This window comes from Cloacibacterium sp. Arc13, assembly GCF_041431305.1.
Lineage (GTDB): Bacteria > Bacteroidota > Bacteroidia > Flavobacteriales > Weeksellaceae > Cloacibacterium > Cloacibacterium caeni_B.
This window is the reverse complement of the sequence record NZ_JASMRM010000005.1, coordinates 1-19,134: the sequence shown is the minus strand read 5'-3', so window position 1 is coordinate 19,134 and position 19,134 is coordinate 1. Positions and strand designations below refer to the sequence as shown.

At 34.9% G+C, this 19,134-nt stretch carries 14 protein-coding genes; all 14 read left to right on the top strand.

Annotation, left to right across the window (positions count from 1 at the left end):
* Position 1: 1 nt before the first annotated feature.
* The 14 genes from QO190_RS05390 to QO190_RS05325 all read left to right on the top strand — a co-directional run bounded on the left by QO190_RS05390 (position 2) and on the right by QO190_RS05325 (position 19,076).
* Positions 2 to 1,288, top strand: a complete 1,287-nt coding sequence (locus QO190_RS05390) for a sensor histidine kinase (protein ID WP_371462012.1) — start codon at positions 2 to 4, stop codon at positions 1,286 to 1,288.
* Positions 1,289 to 1,416: 128 nt separating this feature from the next.
* The gene (locus tag QO190_RS05385; RefSeq protein WP_371462011.1) at positions 1,417 to 1,785 is read left to right on the top strand and encodes a diacylglycerol kinase family protein; all 369 of its coding nucleotides are present in this window, start codon (positions 1,417 to 1,419) and stop codon (positions 1,783 to 1,785) included.
* A gap of 275 nt (positions 1,786 to 2,060) precedes the next feature.
* Positions 2,061 to 3,743, top strand: coding sequence for an LTA synthase family protein (locus tag QO190_RS05380; RefSeq protein WP_371481273.1), 1,683 nt, complete (start codon positions 2,061 to 2,063; stop codon positions 3,741 to 3,743).
* A gap of 162 nt (positions 3,744 to 3,905) precedes the next feature.
* Positions 3,906 to 4,568: a phosphatase PAP2 family protein gene (locus tag QO190_RS05375; RefSeq protein ID WP_371462009.1), complete on the top strand. Its 663-nt coding sequence runs from the start codon at positions 3,906 to 3,908 to the stop codon at positions 4,566 to 4,568.
* A 238-nt stretch (positions 4,569 to 4,806) separates the two neighbouring features.
* Entirely contained in the window at positions 4,807 to 5,886 is a 1,080-nt protein-coding gene (locus QO190_RS05370; RefSeq protein ID WP_371462008.1) for a TolC family protein, read from the top strand.
* A 2-nt stretch (positions 5,887 to 5,888) separates the two neighbouring features.
* The gene (locus tag QO190_RS05365; protein ID WP_371462007.1) at positions 5,889 to 6,803 is read left to right on the top strand and encodes an efflux RND transporter periplasmic adaptor subunit; all 915 of its coding nucleotides are present in this window, start codon (positions 5,889 to 5,891) and stop codon (positions 6,801 to 6,803) included.
* Positions 6,804 to 6,807: 4 nt separating this feature from the next.
* Positions 6,808 to 9,846, top strand: coding sequence for an efflux RND transporter permease subunit (locus tag QO190_RS05360; protein ID WP_371462006.1), 3,039 nt, complete (start codon positions 6,808 to 6,810; stop codon positions 9,844 to 9,846).
* A gap of 88 nt (positions 9,847 to 9,934) precedes the next feature.
* Positions 9,935 to 10,360, top strand: a complete 426-nt coding sequence (locus QO190_RS05355) for a PepSY-like domain-containing protein (protein WP_371462005.1) — start codon at positions 9,935 to 9,937, stop codon at positions 10,358 to 10,360.
* A gap of 136 nt (positions 10,361 to 10,496) precedes the next feature.
* On the top strand, positions 10,497 to 12,920 hold the full coding sequence (locus QO190_RS05350; protein ID WP_371462004.1) for a TonB-dependent receptor domain-containing protein: 2,424 nt from the start codon (positions 10,497 to 10,499) through the stop codon (positions 12,918 to 12,920).
* A gap of 19 nt (positions 12,921 to 12,939) precedes the next feature.
* Positions 12,940 to 13,521, top strand: coding sequence for an HD domain-containing protein (locus tag QO190_RS05345; protein ID WP_371462003.1), 582 nt, complete (start codon positions 12,940 to 12,942; stop codon positions 13,519 to 13,521).
* Between the two features lie 27 nt (positions 13,522 to 13,548).
* Entirely contained in the window at positions 13,549 to 14,343 is a 795-nt protein-coding gene (locus QO190_RS05340; RefSeq protein WP_371462002.1) for a phosphatase PAP2 family protein, read from the top strand.
* A 21-nt stretch (positions 14,344 to 14,364) separates the two neighbouring features.
* Positions 14,365 to 14,781 (top strand): EamA family transporter, encoded by a 417-nt coding sequence (locus tag QO190_RS05335; RefSeq protein WP_034979987.1) that lies wholly within the window; start codon positions 14,365 to 14,367, stop codon positions 14,779 to 14,781.
* Between the two features lie 97 nt (positions 14,782 to 14,878).
* Positions 14,879 to 17,101: an outer membrane beta-barrel protein gene (locus QO190_RS05330; RefSeq protein WP_371462001.1), complete on the top strand. Its 2,223-nt coding sequence runs from the start codon at positions 14,879 to 14,881 to the stop codon at positions 17,099 to 17,101.
* A gap of 1,126 nt (positions 17,102 to 18,227) precedes the next feature.
* On the top strand, positions 18,228 to 19,076 hold the full coding sequence (locus QO190_RS05325; protein WP_371462000.1) for a helix-turn-helix transcriptional regulator: 849 nt from the start codon (positions 18,228 to 18,230) through the stop codon (positions 19,074 to 19,076).
* Positions 19,077 to 19,134: the final 58 nt, after the last annotated feature.

The following is a 19,134-nucleotide window of genomic DNA, read 5'->3' as shown; positions in this document are numbered from 1 at the left end:
TATGAAGCCACTATTAAGTAAAACTACTAGACCGTTTTTGATTTTTGTAATGATTGTTCTGGTTTTCAGTATCCCAGTATACTATTTTGTAGTCGATGCAATATGGCAGGATGAACTTGACGAACACAACGCGATCGTTGCAGAAAAAACAGGCTATGAATTTAACAAGATGAATGCTTCCATAGAAGAAATACAGAACAGTATTACCTTGTGGAATCATATCCAGCCAGGAACCAATATTGAAAAAATAACTTCCAATCATTTAAGGAAAGACTCACTTTTTACAACTGAAAAATACAAACCTTTTTCTGCGGACCCGACGATTGAACGCTACCGATGTCTTAAAAAGGTCATTTATATAAAAAAACAACCTTATCTTTTTACAATAGAGACCAATATTGAGGAAACGGAAGGCACTGTAATGATCATTGGTCTCATTACATTATTCTTTTTTCTTTTGATTGTGACAGGATTATTTATACTTAACAGGAGATTGTCCAAAACAATCTGGAAACCTTTTAGAAACACACTTGATAAACTGAAGAATTTTAATTTAAACACACAGACTCAGATTGAATTTGACAAGACAGACACTGCAGAATTTGAAGAATTAAATCAGTCATTACGAAAATTAATTACTCATAACGTATCCGTTTATAAAACGCAGAAAGAGTTTACAGAAAACGCGTCTCACGAGTTGCAGACTCCGTTGGCCATCTTGAAAAATAAACTTGATCTTCTACTGCAAGATGCAAACCTGACCGAAAAGCAATACAACATTGCCGAGGAAATGAACAAAGCTTTAACAAGAAGTTCAAGAATTAATAAGAACCTTTTGTTATTAGCAAAGATAGATAACAGCCAATTCGATAATTCTGAAAGCATTATGCTGGACGATCTATTGCACCAAAGTTTTGATGTCTTTAATGAACATTTTGAGCAAAAGAATATTTCTGTTACAGAAAATATTTCTTCAGGCATCAAAGTAAATGGAAACAGCGGATTAACTGAAGTTCTTATCAATAACCTGATTTTGAATGCAATTCGTCATACTTCACGTGATGGAGCATTATCGGTGAAATTGACAAATTCAGTATTTGAAGTTGCCAATTCCGGAACTGAAAAATTAAATACAGATCTTTTGTTCAAAAGATTTTCTAAGCTTACCGCTGAGAATAGCGGAAGTGGTTTGGGATTAGCCATCATCAGTGAGATTTGCAAATTCCATCACTGGACGATCAGTTATAAATTTGAAAATAATTTGCACATTTTTTCTGTAAAACTGTAAAATTCAAAATTTCTTCAAAATTCACTTTTAGTTTTGCTGCATAATTTAATTTATGCAACCGTTCTTCCATATTTATAACTGCAAACGACCTTTGCTAAAGATCTCTTTCCAAATTTCAAATCATTGATATGAAAAATATTAATGATAGTTTTTTGAAAGGAAGGGCAAAAAGCCTTAAATACACCTTTAAAGGTGCATTTCTGTTGCTGACAACGGAACATTCGATAATGACACAGTCTTTCATCGGGGTTGTTTTCGTTGTTTTAGGCTTCTATTTTAAAATCACAAAAGTTGAGTGGATGTTTCAGATACTTGGCTTTGGACTTATTCTCACGGCAGAAAGCCTTAATACCGCAGTAGAAAAACTCTGCGATTTCGTTCATCCGGAATATCATAAAAAAATCGGTTTTGTAAAAGACATCGCTTCCGGAGCTATGACATTTGCTGTGATCTCAGTTTTAATATTACTCACTCTTATCTATTACCCTTACTTATGAAAAAGTTATTCAATGGCAGATTTTCAACACTGTTTGGTGTTCTGAGTTTATATGTTTTTTTAGCATTTGTAATTAGGATAATATTACTGATCTGGTCTTTAAAAGATCTTGAGCTTAATTTCCTACATATTTTGCGAGCTTTTTTCACAGGGTTCGTTTTTGACCTGACGATGGGTTCCTTGTTTTTGGCATTTTACGCCTTTTATCTTTTGATCTTTCCGAAAAGATGGATCGGATCTTTGTTTGATAAAATCTTCACCTATTTTTATCTAAGCTTGATTTTCATTATTATTTATTTTAGCCTTTTGGCAGAAATACCTTTTTGGGATGAGTTTGGCGTGAGGTTCAATTTTATTGCGGTAGATTATCTTATTTACACTTATGAAGTTGTCGAAAACATCAATCAGTCTTATCCTTTACCTGTGATTGGAGTTGTTTTGGTAGGATTGATCGTCCTTACATTTGTTTTATTTAAAAAACTGAATATCTTCAAAAATACTTTTTCTGATAAAAATTCTATCAATAATCGTTTATTTTATGCAGTTCCGGTTTTGGCAATTGCCATTATTTTAGGCTTGGTGATGAAAAACAAGCAGGCGGATTTCAGTAATAATTTGGTGGTAAATGAATTGGGTAAAAACGGTGCTTTTTCTTTTGTAACTGCCTTCAAATCAAACGAGCTTGATTATGAAACCTTCTACCCAAAACTTCCGGAGAAAGTAGCCTATTCAATAGTTAAGAAGAATCTTTTACAGGAAAATCAAAAATATACAACCGCAAAATATGATGATATATCAAGGCTCACCACAGGAAATAATGAACAAAAACCTAATATCATCCTTATTGCCATAGAAAGTTTCAGCGCAGATTTTCTGACAGAATTTGGCAATAAAGATCATCTTACACCTAACTATGAAAAGTTGTCGAACGAAAGTATTTTCTTCACAAACCTTTATGCAACAGGAACCAGAACTGTTCGCGGAATGGAAGCTTTGACATTATCTGTTCCTCCAACTCCGGGAAATAGCATCGTAAGAAGACCTAATAATCAGAATCTATTTTCCGTTTCTACGATTGTGAAATCAAAAGATTATCAACCTTACTTTATTTATGGTGGCGATGGCTATTTTGATAATATGAATACTTTTTTTGGTGGACAGGGATTTGATATTGTTGACAGAAACAGAGGAAATCCTTTATCAGACGAGATTAAAACACAAAGATTTGCAATTCCTGATAACGAAGTGAAATTTGAAAATGCCTGGGGAATCTGTGATGAGGATCTTTATAATCAATCTATCAAATACGCTGATAAAAGTGCTAAAGCAAACAAACCGTTTTTCCAGTTTGTGATGACGACTTCCAATCATAAACCTTACACTTTCCCGGCCGGAAAAATTGATCTTCCACAAGGTGACAGAAATGCTGCAGTAAAATATACAGATTATGCTTTAGGAAAGTTCATCGCGGATGCGAAGACAAAACCTTGGTTCAAAAATACGGTATTCGTAATCGTTGCAGACCATTGTGCAAGCAGTGCCGGGAAGTGGGAGATCAATATCGACAGACATCACATACCTGCAATTATTTATAATCTTCCACAGCAACAACCAACAAGAATTGATCGTTTGACTTCACAGATCGATTTGATGCCGACTTTATTCGGATATCTCGGTTGGAATTACAACACAAGTTTGTATGGAAAAGACATCAATCAAACAAAAGTTGGAGAAGAAAGAGCTTTTATTGGCAATTACAGAACATTGGGAATGCTGAAAGGTAATATTTTCACACAGATTGACGATAGAAAAAGGTTAAAACAGTTTGGAGTTTCAGGAAATGAAAAACAGACTTTATCAGAAATAAAAACAAAAAATCAGGAATTTGCCTCTCAAACCATTTCTTATTATCAGACTGCGAGTGTGAGATTTAAGAATGGAAAAATGAAAGCTAAATAAAATATTCTGAAATATAAAAACCTTACAAGAGATTGATGATATTATCAATCTCTTGTCGGCTAATAAGGTTTTAAAATTTGAATTTCAATCAATTTTTAAAACCTGAGATTCAAAATTAATTCAGAATTAGGATATTAATTTGTGTCAGTTAATTCCTGAATTATGAGATTGATAACTTTTCTGCAAAATAACAAAAGGCTTTTATTTCGAGCCACGCTTATTACACTTTTAATAGCTTTTATAATATTAAGCTATAATGTTTTCTTTCTGCCTCTGGAATATTTGGACATCCATATTTCAGAAGAAATACAGGAAAAACAAACTCCTAACCTTAATACACTGATGATTTGGCTGAGCTGGTTTGGCAGAACATCGGTTTCGGTTGTAATGGTCGGTATAACTTCACTTGTCTTTTTTATTTTAAGATTAAAAAAAGAAGCTGTTTTGATGGTTTCTACACTTTTGTCCGGAATTTTAGGGTTAGGGTTTAAAGTGCTTATCAACAGACCACGTCCGTCTAAAGATTTGGTTGTTCTTTTGGAAGAAACAAAATACCAGAGCTTTCCAAGCGGTCACGTTTTGTTTTATACTGTATTTTTTGGTGCGTTGATATTGATTATACTTCATTTAAAAAAGATTAAATATAAGGTCAAATTATTTCTGATTATCATTTGTCTTTCTATGATTTTTTTAGGGGCTGTTTCGAGAGTATATCTTGGAGCGCATTGGTTTACAGATGTTTTAGGCGGATTTATTTTAGGTATTCTCTGTGTTTTAATTATGGCACATTTCTATGTTAGAAATAATGGAAATATAAATAGGTAATTCAGAATTTCTACAAAATCGGGTCTCATCTTTACCATATAATTTACAGAATATGGTTACTTTTCGTACATATCTCGTTCGTGTTTTTTTGTTTTTGATGTTGTTTTTCTGTTGTTTTAAAATAAATGCACAATCAAAAAACACGTTATCATATTTCCTTGAAACGGCAAAAACGAACAGTCCGGTTTTAAATGATTTTAACAATCAGGTACTATCCAACCGAATCGACAGTTTAAAATTGAGAGCAACTTACGGATTCATTGTTACAGGAGAGGGAACAGCGGGATATTCACCCAATATTAAAGGTTGGGGATACGACAGCGCACTGACAAACGGACAATCGATTTTTGCAGGCGTAAGAGTTGCCAAAGAATTCATCAGCCGGAATAACCTGAATACGAGACTTACCGGTGTTAATGCAAGTATTGCACAGGTTTTAGCCCAGAAAAATATCAGTCTTCAAACGCTTAATAAACAGATTACCGACCAGTATATTACGACTTATGCAAGTCAGCAACAGTATAATGTAAGCAAGGAAATTATTCATTTATTAAATCAGGAAGATATTGTTTTGAAAAAATTGACTCAGGCTGCGGTTTTCAAACAAACGGACTATCTGACCTTTAAAGTTACCCTTCAACAGAACGAACTCACATTACAACAGCAAAAAGCCGATTGGCAAAATAATTATTCTTTGTTAAAATATTTATCAGGAATTGTAGATGATACTTTCGAGCCTGTTGAAGCTCCATATTTTACTGAAAAACTGAATTCTACTTCTTTTGACAAAAGTATGTATCAAAAGGCTTTTCAGGCAGATAGTTTAAAATTAGCTAACGACGCCAAAATAATCCAATACGATTACAAACCAAAAATAACAGCATTTTCAGACAGCGGTTATCAGTCTTCATTTACAACAACTCCGTATAAAAATTTTGGACTGAGTGTAGGAGTTGGTGTCACCATTCCGATTTATGATGGTCATCAGAAAAAAATGTTGTTACAGCAAAATCAATTATCGCTGCAAACCCGCCAAAAATATCTTGAGCAGACCCAAAGACAATATCAGCAGCAGATTCTTCAAATCAATAATCAGATTGAGCAATATAATAAGATCATCAACACAGCAAACGAACAAACGACTTATGCCAAAACTTTGGTGGAAGCCAATGCCAAACAGCTTCCTACAGGCGATGTAAGAATGGTGGATTTTATTCTGTCCATTAATAATTTATTGAATTTAAAAGGAAATATCATTCAGTATAATACGACTTTATTCAACCTGAAAAACCAATTGCAATATTTAATCATTCAATAATTATGAAAAAAATAATCACCCTCATCATATTCTCCCTTGTTGTTTTCAGTTGTAATAAAACAAGTGAAACGGCTCCTACAGATGCAAAACCCAAAACATTGGTTACGGTTGCCTATCCTTCTGATACAGCTCAACTCAACAATATGATCACGCTGAATGCAACGGCAACTTATTTGTTAAAATCTGATGTAAAAGCCAACAGCAACGGTTATATTACAAAAGTGACCATCAAATTGGCAGACCGTGTTGGTAAAGGCGCTGTACTTTTCGGGTTGCAGACCAAAGAAGCAAGAGCGTTGGGAAATACCATCAATAAATTAGATAAATCCTTCCGTTTCAACGGAGCAACAACGGTGACAAGTCCTGCAACAGGCTATGTTGCAATGCTGAATCATCAAATCGGAGATTATGTGCAGGATGGCGAAGTTTTGGCGACGATTACCGATGCAAGCAGTTTTGGTTTTGTGGTAGATGTGCCTTACGAATATCTTCAAATCATAAAAAATAAAGGTTCTTTACCAATTACTTTACCCGACGATACAGTGTTGCAGGGAAGAATCGCAAAAGTGATGCCTTCCGTTGATGCAGTTTCCCAAACCGTAAAAGTACTTTTACAAGTTTCAAACAATAATAACATTCCTGAAAATCTGATTGGGACGATAAGCTTTTCTAAAACTTCTGCTTTCGGACTTTCTGTTCCTAAAATGGCGGTTGTAAGCGATGAAACGCAATCTTCTTTTTGGGTCATGAAATTAATTAATGACACAACAGCCGTGAAAACAGAAATCACCAAAGGTGTGGAAACCGATCAATATATTCAAATAAAATCAGGGAATTTGACAACAAAAGATAGAGTGGTTGTCTCAGGAAATTTCGGATTGAGCGATACTGCTATTGTTAAAATACAAAAACAATAACTTTATGAAAAAGTCCTTTTTTGTAACCTATAAAAGTCCGTTGTTGGTATTAATTTTTTTAATACTGGCGGGCGGAATCTATTCTTATACCAAAATTCAATCGGCTTTATTTCCGCAGATTACTTTTCCAAAAATAAAGATCATTGCTGATGCAGGACAACAACCTGTAAACCAAATGACAGTCGGTGTGACCAAAGTTTTGGAAGATGCCGTAAAAAGAGTTCCCGATTTACAGGTTTTAAAAAGCACAACGAGCCGAGGAAGTTGTGAAATTTCCGCCTTTATGGATTGGAATGTGAATGTCGATTTAGCCAAACAACAGATCGAAAGCAGTGTGAATGAAGTTCGAAATCAATTACCACCAGATATTAATATTTCTGTTGAAAAAATGAATCCGTCGATTCTTCCCGTAATGGGATATTCGTTGAATTCAACTTCAAAAGATCCGATTGAGCTGAAACAATTGGCGCTGTACACCATCAAACCATTTCTTTCACAAGTTGCCGGAGTAAGTGAAGTGAGAATTATCGGTGGACAGGACAAGGAATTTCGTGTGGTGATGAATCAGTCGATGATGGCGAGATTGGGTGTTACTCCTGCTTCGGTGGAACAAGCAATCAACAGTAGCAATTTTATTAAATCAAATGGATATTCCTCAGATTTTCGCTATTTATATTTAACGCTTACGGATGCCCAGATTCGCAATGAAAGTCAGCTTAAAAATCTTGTTGTAAGCAATAATGGAAACCGTATCGTTTTGTTGAGTGATATTGCACAAATCAATGTTCATAATGCAAAACAATATATAAAAGTCAATGCCAACGGACAGGAAAGTATTCTGATTGCCATTATCCAACAACCCAATGCGAATGTGGTAGATCTTAGCAAAGCAATGGAAGCAAAAATTACCGAACTGCAAAAAACCTTGCCGAAAGATATTGTCTTAAAACCGTATTATGTTCAGGCAGATTTTGTGAATGATTCCATTAAAAGTGTTACCGATGCTTTGTGGATAGGATTGGTTTTAGCAATTATCGTGGCGATTATTTTTCTTCGTTCTTGGAAGGCAAGTGCGGTTATTTTAATTACAATTCCGATTACGTTAAGTCTTACGATGCTTGTACTTTATACGATGGGGCAGACGTTCAATATTATGACTTTGGGAGCAATTGCCGCTGCGATAGGATTAATCATTGATGATGCGATTGTTGTGGTTGAACAAATCCATAGAACCCACGAGGAACATCCCGAAGAATCTTCAAAAATATTGGTGCAAAAAGCGATTAATTATTTGTTAAAAGCAATGGTCGGTTCTTCACTCAGTACGATTGTGATTTTCTTGCCTTTTATGTTAATGAGTGGAGTAGCTGGAGCTTATTTTAAAGTAATGACCGACACGATGATTATCACATTAATCTGTTCTTTTTTTGCAACCTGGATATTACTGCCAATCGTTTACTTACTCTTGTCATCAGGAAAGAAAAAAGAAAAAAATCTTCAACATCACGACGTAAAAGAAAGAAAATGGGTGGGATTTTTTATCAGAAAACCATTATTCAGTTATGCTTTTATTTTAGTGTTGATTATTGCCCCAGCGATTATTCTTCCCAATATCAGCACCGGATTTTTACCGGATATGGATGAAGGAAGTATTGTTTTAGATTACAATTCGCCTCCCGGAACTTCATTGGAAGAAACCGACAGAGAGCTGAAAGAAGTCGAGAAAATCATCACTTCAACACCCGAAGTTCAGGCGTACAGCCGACGAACAGGAACTCAAATGGGATTCTTTATTACTGAACCTAACAGAGGTGATTATTTAATTCAGTTAAAGAAAAGCAGAAGTAAAACCACGAATGAAGTTACCGACGATATCCGTGCTAAAATTGATGCTTCCGGGTTGCCTTTAACCGTAGATTTTGGACAAGTTATCACAGATATGCTGGGTGATTTGATGAGCAGTGTTCAGCCTATTGAAATTAAAATTTTTGGAACCGATCAGAAAATCATTGAAGACTATTCAAAAAAAATAGCAAACGTTGTAAGTAAAGTCAACGGAACAGCCGATGTATTCGACGGAATTATCATTTCAGGACCATCAATGGTTGTAAGCCCAAAACTTTCTGTTTTAGCCCAATACAATATTTCTTTACCTGATTTTCAAAAACAATTGCAAGCTAATTTGGACGGAAATGTAGCCGGAAATATCTTTGACAAAGTTCAATACACGCCGATACGATTATTGTACAACGAAAAAAGCAACCAGTCTTTAAGCGAGATCAACAACAGTATGATTGCTTTGCCAAACGGAACTTTGAAACCTTTGAGCGAATTTGCAACCGTAAGCGTTGTAACCGGTTCAGCCGAAGTTAACAGAGAAGATCTACAAACATTAGGTATTGTAACCGCAAGACTGGATAATGGAAATTTGGGTGGAACTATTCAAGAAATTCAGAATCAGATTAATCAGAAAATAAAACTGCCGAGCGGATATTCTGTAGTTTATGGTGGTGCGTATGCTGAACAGCAGCAATCTTTTAAAGAATTGCTGATTATTTTGGTGGTTTCCAGCTTATTAGTTTTTTCTGTGATGCTGTTTCTGTTTAGGAACGTTTTGGTGGCGCTTATCATCTTATTTGTGTCAGTTCTGGGACTTTCAGGAGGTATTTTATTACTGTATTTAACCAACACCCCTTTAAATGTCGGAAGTTACACAGGACTTATTATGATGGTCGGAATCATTGGAGAAAACGCCATCTTCACGTATCTGCAATTCCACGAAAGTTTAGCTGCAAAAACCAAGGAAGAAGCCATTATTTATGCCATCAGTACAAGACTTCGACCAAAATTAATGACCGCTTTGGGAGCTATTATCGCCTTAATGCCTTTAGCATTGGGAATTGGAACAGGAGCGCAAATGCACCAACCTTTGGCGATTGCTGTTATCGGCGGATTTATCGTTGCATTGCCACTTTTACTCATCGTTCTGCCAACATTGCTCAACAAAATCAATTTAAAACAAGAAGAAATAAACAATCAATAAATATTAAAAAGCTTTCAAAAGCTAAAAGTTCAAAATTTCTTCTAAATCATCCCTGAATATTGTACTACAAATTTAAAATTAAATTAAAATGAAAAAATTAGCATTTCTATTAACAGTGACTACTGGTGTAGTTTTCGTCAGTGCACAAAAAATTCAACAGAAGGATATTCCTGCATTAGTTCAGAAAGGGTTTCAAAAACAATTTCCGGCAGTTAAAGATGCAAAATGGGAAAACGAAAATGGGAAATATGAAGCAGGCTTTAAGTATAATGGAGAAGAAATGAGCGTTCTCTACAATGCACAAGGCGTTTGGGAGGAAAAAGAAACAGAGATTAAAGTGAGCCAGCTTCCGGCGATGGCTTCATCTTATGTAGCAAAAAAGCAATTAGGCAAAATCAAGGAAGCTTCTAAAATTACTAAAGCTGATGGTTCTGTCATGTACGAAGCAGAAGTTAAAAGTGGAGACGTTTTGTTTGATGCCAAAGGTCACTTTGTGAAACTTGCAAAAGATTAAGTTCTGATAGAAAGTAAAAAGAATTAGAAAAGCTACTTGTAAAAGTGGCTTTCTTTTTTCAAATCGGTTGTTCTGATTTTTTAAAATTCAAAATTTCTTCTAAATCATTACTGAATATTGTATCAAAATAAATGTAATGTATAGAATCAGATTATTGCTTTTTTTAATAACGGTATTATGCTCTTCTATAGCGTATGCTCAGGTTGCGGGAATAACAATTTCCGGATTGATTAAAAATAAAACAAACAAGCTGGCTTTGTCTTACGTGAATGTCTTGGCAAGAACAGAAAAAGATACCGCATTTGTAGCAGGAACAATTACCAATGAAGAAGGAAGATTCTCGTTAACAGGAATCAAGCCTGGAAATTACCAATTGGAATTTTCGCTCTCGGGATTTCGAAAGCAGAGGCAGCCACTTTTTGTAGGAAGTTTATCTGAGTTTTTAGAGATTCCACCAATAGAACTTGAACAAGAAGCTGATAAAGAAACAAAAATCGAAGAAGTTGTTATGACAGCTTCGAAAAAAAATGAAATCAGCAATCAGCTTGATAAAAAGACCTATTCTGTTGCAGATAATATCAGCCAAAGTGGAGGTTCTGTTTTGCAAAGTATGCAAAATCTTCCTGGCGTAACTGTTCAGGACGGAAAAGTGCAATTGCGTGGAAATGATAAAGTAACTGTTTTAATTGATGGTAAACAGACCGCTCTTATGGGGTTTGGAAGCCAATCAGGATTGGATAATATTCCGGCTTCTGCGATTGATAAAATCGAGATCATCAACAATCCGTCTTCAAAATATGATGCCAACGGAAATGCAGGTATCATCAATATTATAATGATGAAAAACAATAAAAACGGCTGGAACGGAAAAGTTGGTTTTACTTATGGAACGGGTTCTTATTGGGTAAGAAAAGAAAATCTGCCGACGATAAGACCTCAATATACGATTACGCCAAAAATCAACCCTTCTCTTTCGCTTAATTACAGAAAAGATAAGATTAATATTTTTCTTCAGGCTGATAATTTATACACGGAAACATTAAATAAAAATGAATTTGTAAAGCGAACTTACGACGACGGAACAATCATCAATTCACAATTAAAAAGAAACAGAAACACAAATTATCTCACAACAAAAGCCGGAATCGACTGGAATATAGATGCTCAAAATACCTTGACAATTTCAGGATTATACGGAAGTGAAAAGATTATTGACCGAGGAGACCAACCTTTTTTTTATAGAGATTTTTCACAGCGTCTTCGTCTTTGGCAGTTTTTGGAGGATGAGTTGAAAACCACAATTATGGGAACGGCTTCTTATCAGCACAAATTCAAAGATGCCGGACATTTACTGAATGTCGGATTTAATTATACATTCCATAGAGAAGACGAGAAATATTTCTATGATAATTATTTGCCTACTTCAACAGGAAAAGATGCTTTTAAATTATTGTCAGACGAACAGGTTTATGATTTTACTATTGATTATGTAAAACCTTTGAAATACGGACGAATCGAAACGGGAATTAAGCTGAGAAACAGAAGTATTCCAACCAATATGAATTTTATTCCGGGCGTCAATTCTGTTTTGGATATTAATGCGGGAGGTTGGGCGACCTATAAAGAATTAATTCCTGCCATTTATGGTAATTATATTTTTGAAAATGAAAAATGGGAAGCCGAGCTTGGTGTAAGACTCGAATATGTGAAAATTCAGTATGACGTCAATCCAAATCATCCGACTTACAAAAGTGACAGCTACAATTATACACAGCCGTTTCCAAACCTGAGATTGGCTTATAAATTAAACGACCACAATAAGTTATCGATATTTTACAATAGGAGAGTAGACCGACCGAATGAAGTTGATATCCGAATTTTCCCTAAATACGATGATGCTGAAATCATTAAAGTTGGAAACCCACAATTGAGACCGCAATTTACCAATTCGATTGAATTGGGACACAAATATAATTGGGATAACGGTTATTTGTATTCTGCTCTTTATCATCGTTTTGCAAACGGAACAATTACCAGAATTTCAAGTATTGTTCCTGAAAGTACTTTGATCTATACGGTGTTTCAAAATGCAGGGAAAAGTTATAATTCAGGATTGGAAATGATATGGAATCAGAAAGTTTCGAAAGCCTATTCTTTCAATATCAATGGAAATATCTACAGAAATCAGATAGATGCATTTTCGGTGGAAAATCTTTATCCACAACCCAATATTTTTTCTACCAATCAGGAAACTGCCATTTCCGGAAATGTAAAATTGAACAACGTTTTTAAATTGTCTAAAGGTTTTGATGCTCAGCTAACAGCTGTTTATCTGGCTCCGGATATCATTCCGCAAGGGAAAATAGGTTCGAGATTTTCAATGGATCTAGGTGTAAAAAAATCAGTTCAGAATGGAAAAGGAGAACTGTTTGTAAACGCAACCGATTTGCTGAATACAATGGTCATTAAGAAGAAAATTCAGGGTAATGGATTTGCTTACATAAGCGATGATTATTACGAAACTCAGGTGGTAAGATTAGGGTATAGTTATAAATTTTAATTAAATATTCAATGCTGATATGAACAATCTAGTAGAAGCTGTAAGCAGCTATGTGATATTGTTTCTTTCAGAAAATCTTTCGAATGAGCTTGTTTTTCATAACATCAACCATACCTATGAAGTTGTTGCTGCGGCGAGAGAAATTGGCTCTCAATGCGATCTTTCTGACAATGAAACTCTTGCTTTAGAAGTTGCTGCCTGGTTCCACGATTGTGGGTATGCAAACACATATCTCGGTCACGAAAACGAAAGTAAGAAAATAGCCAAGGATTTTTTAGAAAACTATGGATGCGAGAACGGTTTTATCAGTTCAGTTTTAAACTGCATTGAATCCACAAAATATCCGCCCAAACCTTCTTCACTAATCGAAAAAGTGTTATGTGATGCTGATCTGTATCATTTGACAAGAGCGAATTATCCAAAGTATGAAAAGGCATTGAGAAGGGAATTTGAAATATTTCTAAAACTGATCTACACTGACGAGGAATGGCTCAAAAAGAACTGTTGGTTTATCTCAGAACATACCTATTACACAGATTTTGGTCAAGAAGTTCTTTCGAAGTTTAAAGAGACCAACATTCAGATGCATTGTCCTAAATAAATTTTAAATCAAATTAATAAACATAAGATGTCAAAATTCACTCAAAAAACAGTTTTTAGCATTTTCATATTATTTTCAACATTTGGAAAAATTTCTGCCCAAAGTAATGATACCATTCAGGTTCAGGAAACAAAGCAAGATAGCATCGTTGAACTGAATACAGAAACAGATCATCTTAATTATAAAAGATTGATTGTTCCTGCGGCCTTAATAGGCTACGGCGTTGCAAGTTTGTCAGTAAAAGGGATTAAACAATTGAATTTCTCTACTAGAGATGAGATCAATGAACACAAACCGGATCACATCAGACTGGATAATTACACCCAATTCGCACCTGCCGCTTTGGTCTATGGATTAAATGCTTTTGGGGTAGAAGGAAAACATAATTTCCGTGACAGAAGTATCATTTACGGAACTTCGATGTTGATTACATCAGCGTTTGTAGTTCCATTAAAGCATATGGTAAAGGAAGAAAGACCGGATCAATCCAATAATCTTTCTTTCCCTTCAGGTCATACAGCGATTGCGTTTGCCTCTGCACAGTTTATGTTCCGAGAGTACAAGGACACCAATTTCTGGCTCGGAATTTCTGGATATTCACTCGCTGTTTTTACGGGAGTTTACAGAATGTTGAATGATAAGCATTGGGTTGGAGATGTCGTTGGCGGAGCCGGATTCGGTATTCTTTCCACGGAACTGGCTTATTGGTTATATCCTAAAATCAATCATTTGATAGGAGGGAAAAATCAAAATTCAGCCACTATGGTAATGCCTTTTTATCAGAATAAAAGTGTAGGGATTGGTTTTGTTAAAACCTTTTAATTGATGTCAAAAAATAAAAATATGTGGTTCTATTATGCCTTGCTTTCAGCTGTTTTTGCTGCATTCACAGCAATTTTTGCAAAAATGGGAGTATCCAATATCAATTCTAATTTAGCAACTGGAATTAGAACAGTAATTATTTTGGTATTGGTCTGGAGCATTGTTTTTATAAAAGGCGAGTCTAACGATATTGGATCATTATCAAAATTCAATCTTATTTTTCTTGTCCTTTCCGGTGTCGCAACTGGGTTATCCTGGCTGTTTTATTTTAAGGCTTTACAGATAGGCAAAGTTTCGCAAGTCGCGGCGGTAGATAAATTAAGTGTAGCTATTGCTATTATTTTATCAATCTTCTTTTTTAAAGAAACATTAACATTGAAAACTGCGATCGGGGCTTTGTTGATTATCGGCGGAACTATTTTACTTGCGTTTAAATAATAAAGATCCGGTCATCTATAAAATATTTTGATTTTTTAGTCGAATTCAAAATGTTTTCAGAATTGAATTTCATTTTTGCCTCATCATAAACATCGCTTTGAAAAAACTATCAATTCTTTTCGCTTTAATATCGACAACGTTAGTCTGTGCTCAAACTATAGACAAAAAAGCATCTGACACTTTAAAAGACCATCAGGTTAAAACCATTCAGGAAGTTATTATCAATGGAAAAAAACCTATTGTCGAAAATAAAGTTGATAAAATAGTCTACAATGTTGCCAATGACGTAACCTCACAAAGTGGAGCTGCAATTGATGTTTTGAGAAAGGTTCCACAGGTAACGGTGGATGCAGACGGAATTGTGGAGTTACAGGGAAATCCGAATGTCAGATTCCTGATCAACGGAAAACCTTCAAGCATATTTGGGAATAGTCTTGCCGATGCGCTGGCTTCTATTCCTGCAAGTCAGATCAAAAGTATTGAAGCAATAACTAGTCCCGGATCAAAATACGATGCGCAGGGAACTGGCGGAATCATCAATATTGTTCTGAACGAAAGCAAAGTAAAAGACATCAACGGATTGATCACTGCGTCTGCGGGAACACGTTTTGAAACGGGCTCATTAAATCTGAACTTCAGAAATAATAATTTCAGCTTAAATACCTTTTTCAGCGGAAATGCACAGTTGAAATCCAGAACACCTTTTTCACAAGACAGGATTTCTCATACAGCTACCACTCAAACCCGATTATTGCAGGACGGCTACACCGATTTTCAGAGACACGGTTATCGTACAGGATTGGGCTTTGACTGGACAATCAACAAAACGAACACATTAAGCGGTTCCATTTCTTACAACGATTTTGCCAACAAAAGCATCGGTTTCATTAATCAGCAACAATATATTGCTGATTTTTCTAATTCAACTGACCAGTCGATCATTGGTTACAGAGCTTCAGACAACCGTTCTTCGGTAAATTCTATTGATGGAAATTTGAGCTATCGAAAAATATTCCAAAGAGAAGGACAGGAATTGACAGCAGATTTCGTTGTAAGCTACGGATCACCTAAAAGTAATTATTTACAAACTCAAAGTCTTGCAGCAGCTTTATCTCCTTATGATGGTATTTCGGGGAGAAATCCGGGAACGGATACCAGTCATAATTTGTCGGTCGATTATGTGCAGCCGATCAATGACCAAATTACATTGGAAATGGGTACAAAAGCAATTTTCCAGCACATTACAACAAATACGGATGTGAATGTTTTGGATGCTTTTTCAAGACAATATGAATTTGATCCTTTCCAGTCTTACCGTTTGAAATATGATATGGGAGTTTATGCCGCATATGTTTCCTCTTCATTAAAATTATTTAATAACTGGCTGGATGTAAGAGCAGGGGCACGTTACGAATATACGACGGTAAAAATAGATTATCAGAATACCAATATTCCATCATACAGTTTGCTCGTGCCGTCATTCATTTTGTCTCATAAATTTGACAGTGGCGAAACGATAAAATTAGCCTATACAAGAAGAGTTGAAAGACCGGAATATGCTGAATTAAACCCATTCTTAAATTTCAGCGATCCTCATAATATCACAACAGGAAATCCTGCATTGAAGCCGGAAATAGGGGATAATATGGAATTAGGTTACAATAAGAATTTTGAAAACGGCGCTAATCTTTCATTCACCCTTACAGAAAGGATCAACAGTCAGGATCTGAAACAAATCACTACTTTTTACCCAATTTATACGGTAAGCGGTATAAATTATACAAATGTTTCAGTAACCAGAAGAGATAACATCGGCAAGGAATATAATTCTGGTGGAATATTGTCAGGTTCTGTTGCTTTTTTAAATAATAAATTAAATCTTCGTGGTAATATGATGGTTTTTCACCGATATATCGTCAGTAATTATTTTGGGAACGTTGATATGGGAATGCGTTACCGCCTGAATTTAAATCTGAATTACTTATTTCCAAAAGATTTTATCGTAGAAGCATTTGGGAATTATAATTCTGCGGCGAAAAATATTCAGGGTAAAAATCCACAGTCGATCACTTACAGTATAGCAGCGAGAAAACAGTTCTGGAATAAAAAAGCAAGTATTGGAATTACAACAACCAATCCTTTCAACAAGTATATCAAACAGGCGACAACTGTTGAGACTGGTGATTACAGCTCATCTTCTATACGTTATTTACCGCTTCGTTCTTTCGGGATCAGCTTCAGTTATAAGTTTGGAAAAGATTTTAAAAAGGAAAAAGATATCAGTGATGATTATTTGAATGCGGCTTCTCAAGGAAATTAAATAGGGCTGATGTAAGTACTTAGATTTATATATTTTTATGTGACTGGATTAGTTTAATTATTTTATTTTACAAGTTAAAACTATTATCAAAAGTGCTGATTTTAAAGTAGATGAATCGGATTTTTCCGATTTTATAAATTTGGAGAAAAAATAAATTAGTATAATTTTTTTTAAATAATAATTTGATTTTATGATTTTAAACTAAAAAATTATGACAGATCTGAGAATTGTTTGATCCCAAAAACATATAAATTGACATACAATTGTTGACTGAGCCGTAGTGAATCAATAATTTCTCTCTTTTTTATCTATAACAAAGAAGTATTATAAATAAAACAATTGATTATCTGTTGATTGCATACTGTAGAAGAAAAAAAGGATGTTCTTAGTTTGGAAATAATTAAAAATGATCTATATTTGCACCAGTAAAAACGACGATCTCTTGATTGTTTAAAAAAGTGACCTATTCGGTGACCTCTTAAACAAGAGAACAATATAAAGCTTATGGATAGGGCTTTTTTGAAAAAATAACAAGTCCCGTCCGGATCGCATTTAAAAATGCAATTTGCAACAAAACCCTTTAAATCTTTATATTTAAAGGGTTTTTTGTTGAGCTGGACTTTCAAAGTTTATTAATAATTCTCAATATGTGGGTGTCTTTTTCGGAGTCACCTATTTTTAAGAACCTTTTCATAAGACCCCGATTTCTATTTTTTCTAGTGAAAAATTTCCTCAGAATTTCACTTTAAAAGAAAGAGGTTTTCTGTTTAAAAATATAGGTGTCTTTCTAATATGGAGACCCCAAATTTATCAAAATAACAGTCCCCTAATCTTGTTTTATCCCAGTATTAAAGGGAGTACATATTTTGAACATCTTGTAGGTACCATAGAGCTAGTTTAATTTTAACCTATAAGTCACCACTAGGAAACACTAAGTGATCTATTCTCTTTTATATAAAAAGAGCTAAGTCGAATTCAGACGGAAAATTCCCAATAGATTTACGTATTACGGTGATGGTAAAAGAACAGAATTTAGCATCAAAAGATTTGAAAAGTTCTAAAAACGTCACCTTTTGACGTTTTACTTCCTTACCTTTGCCTCAACCTTAACCTTAATCTATTTTCCATGGCAAAAAACGAACAAATGCTCAGACTGCTCTTTATAGAAGAGTTTTTACGCAGAAGAAAAGACCGAGGCGCCACTTATCCAGAAATTGCAGATTATCTAGAATCGCAGTTTGCAGAAAAAGGACTGGAACTCAAATTTACCGAACGCACTTTTCAGCGAGATAAACTGGCGATTGCAGATGTATTTGGGATTCAGATTTCTTATTCCCGAAAGAAAAATGCCCACTTCATAGAGGAAGAAGAACTGGAACTTTCCCAAGAGAGCGTATTTGACCAATTGCTATTGGTAGAAGCTTACCGCGAAACCAAAGGAAAAGCAGATGTGATGTTTTTCGAGCCGAGAAGAGCCAGAGGTTTAGAACACCTTAATGGTTTGATTCATGCCATTACCCAGAAGAAAGTACTTTCTTTTACCTATCAAAAATTTTGGGAAAACGAAAAGTCTAGCAAAGTCGTTATGCCTTATGCGTTGAAGGAATTTAAAAACCGTTGGTATCTTTTGGCAGCCGATTATCAGTCCAAAAACCCCTCTTTTTTCCTGAAAACTTACGGATTAGACCGCATTTCTGACCTCAATATCAGCAATACTTCTTTCAAAAGAGAGAATATTGATATAGAAAAGGCGTATAAAAATTCTTTTGGCATCATCAGTACTTTGGGCAAAGAAACACAGGAAATTCTCTTGAAATTTGACCGTGAACAAGCCAATTATGTCAAAGCTTTGCCACTGCATCATTCCCAAACCGTAATCGCGGAGAACGAAACGGAGACCATTTTTAGGGTGAGTTTGGTTCCCACTTATGATTTCCAAAGAGAGATTTTATCCTACTGTCTTGTCCTAAAATAGCTTTACACAAAAAAGTGTAAAAGAATGAACAAACGACAAATTATTTTAGGATTAAAAA

What these genes read in the sequence shown, in the direction of transcription:
- QO190_RS05390 (WP_371462012.1), top strand. Translation starts at nt 2, where the DNA reads ATGAAGCCACTATTAAGTAAAACTACTAGACCGTTTTTGATTTTTGTA.
- QO190_RS05385 (WP_371462011.1), top strand. Translation starts at nt 1,417, where the DNA reads ATGAAAAATATTAATGATAGTTTTTTGAAAGGAAGGGCAAAAAGCCTT.
- QO190_RS05375 (WP_371462009.1), top strand. Translation starts at nt 3,906, where the DNA reads ATGAGATTGATAACTTTTCTGCAAAATAACAAAAGGCTTTTATTTCGA.
- QO190_RS05365 (WP_371462007.1), top strand. Translation starts at nt 5,889, where the DNA reads ATGAAAAAAATAATCACCCTCATCATATTCTCCCTTGTTGTTTTCAGT.
- QO190_RS05360 (WP_371462006.1), top strand. Translation starts at nt 6,808, where the DNA reads ATGAAAAAGTCCTTTTTTGTAACCTATAAAAGTCCGTTGTTGGTATTA.
- QO190_RS05355 (WP_371462005.1), top strand. Translation starts at nt 9,935, where the DNA reads ATGAAAAAATTAGCATTTCTATTAACAGTGACTACTGGTGTAGTTTTC.
- QO190_RS05350 (WP_371462004.1), top strand. Translation starts at nt 10,497, where the DNA reads ATGTATAGAATCAGATTATTGCTTTTTTTAATAACGGTATTATGCTCT.
- QO190_RS05345 (WP_371462003.1), top strand. Translation starts at nt 12,940, where the DNA reads ATGAACAATCTAGTAGAAGCTGTAAGCAGCTATGTGATATTGTTTCTT.
- QO190_RS05340 (WP_371462002.1), top strand. Translation starts at nt 13,549, where the DNA reads ATGTCAAAATTCACTCAAAAAACAGTTTTTAGCATTTTCATATTATTT.
- QO190_RS05335 (WP_034979987.1), top strand. Translation starts at nt 14,365, where the DNA reads ATGTGGTTCTATTATGCCTTGCTTTCAGCTGTTTTTGCTGCATTCACA.
- QO190_RS05325 (WP_371462000.1), top strand. Translation starts at nt 18,228, where the DNA reads ATGGCAAAAAACGAACAAATGCTCAGACTGCTCTTTATAGAAGAGTTT.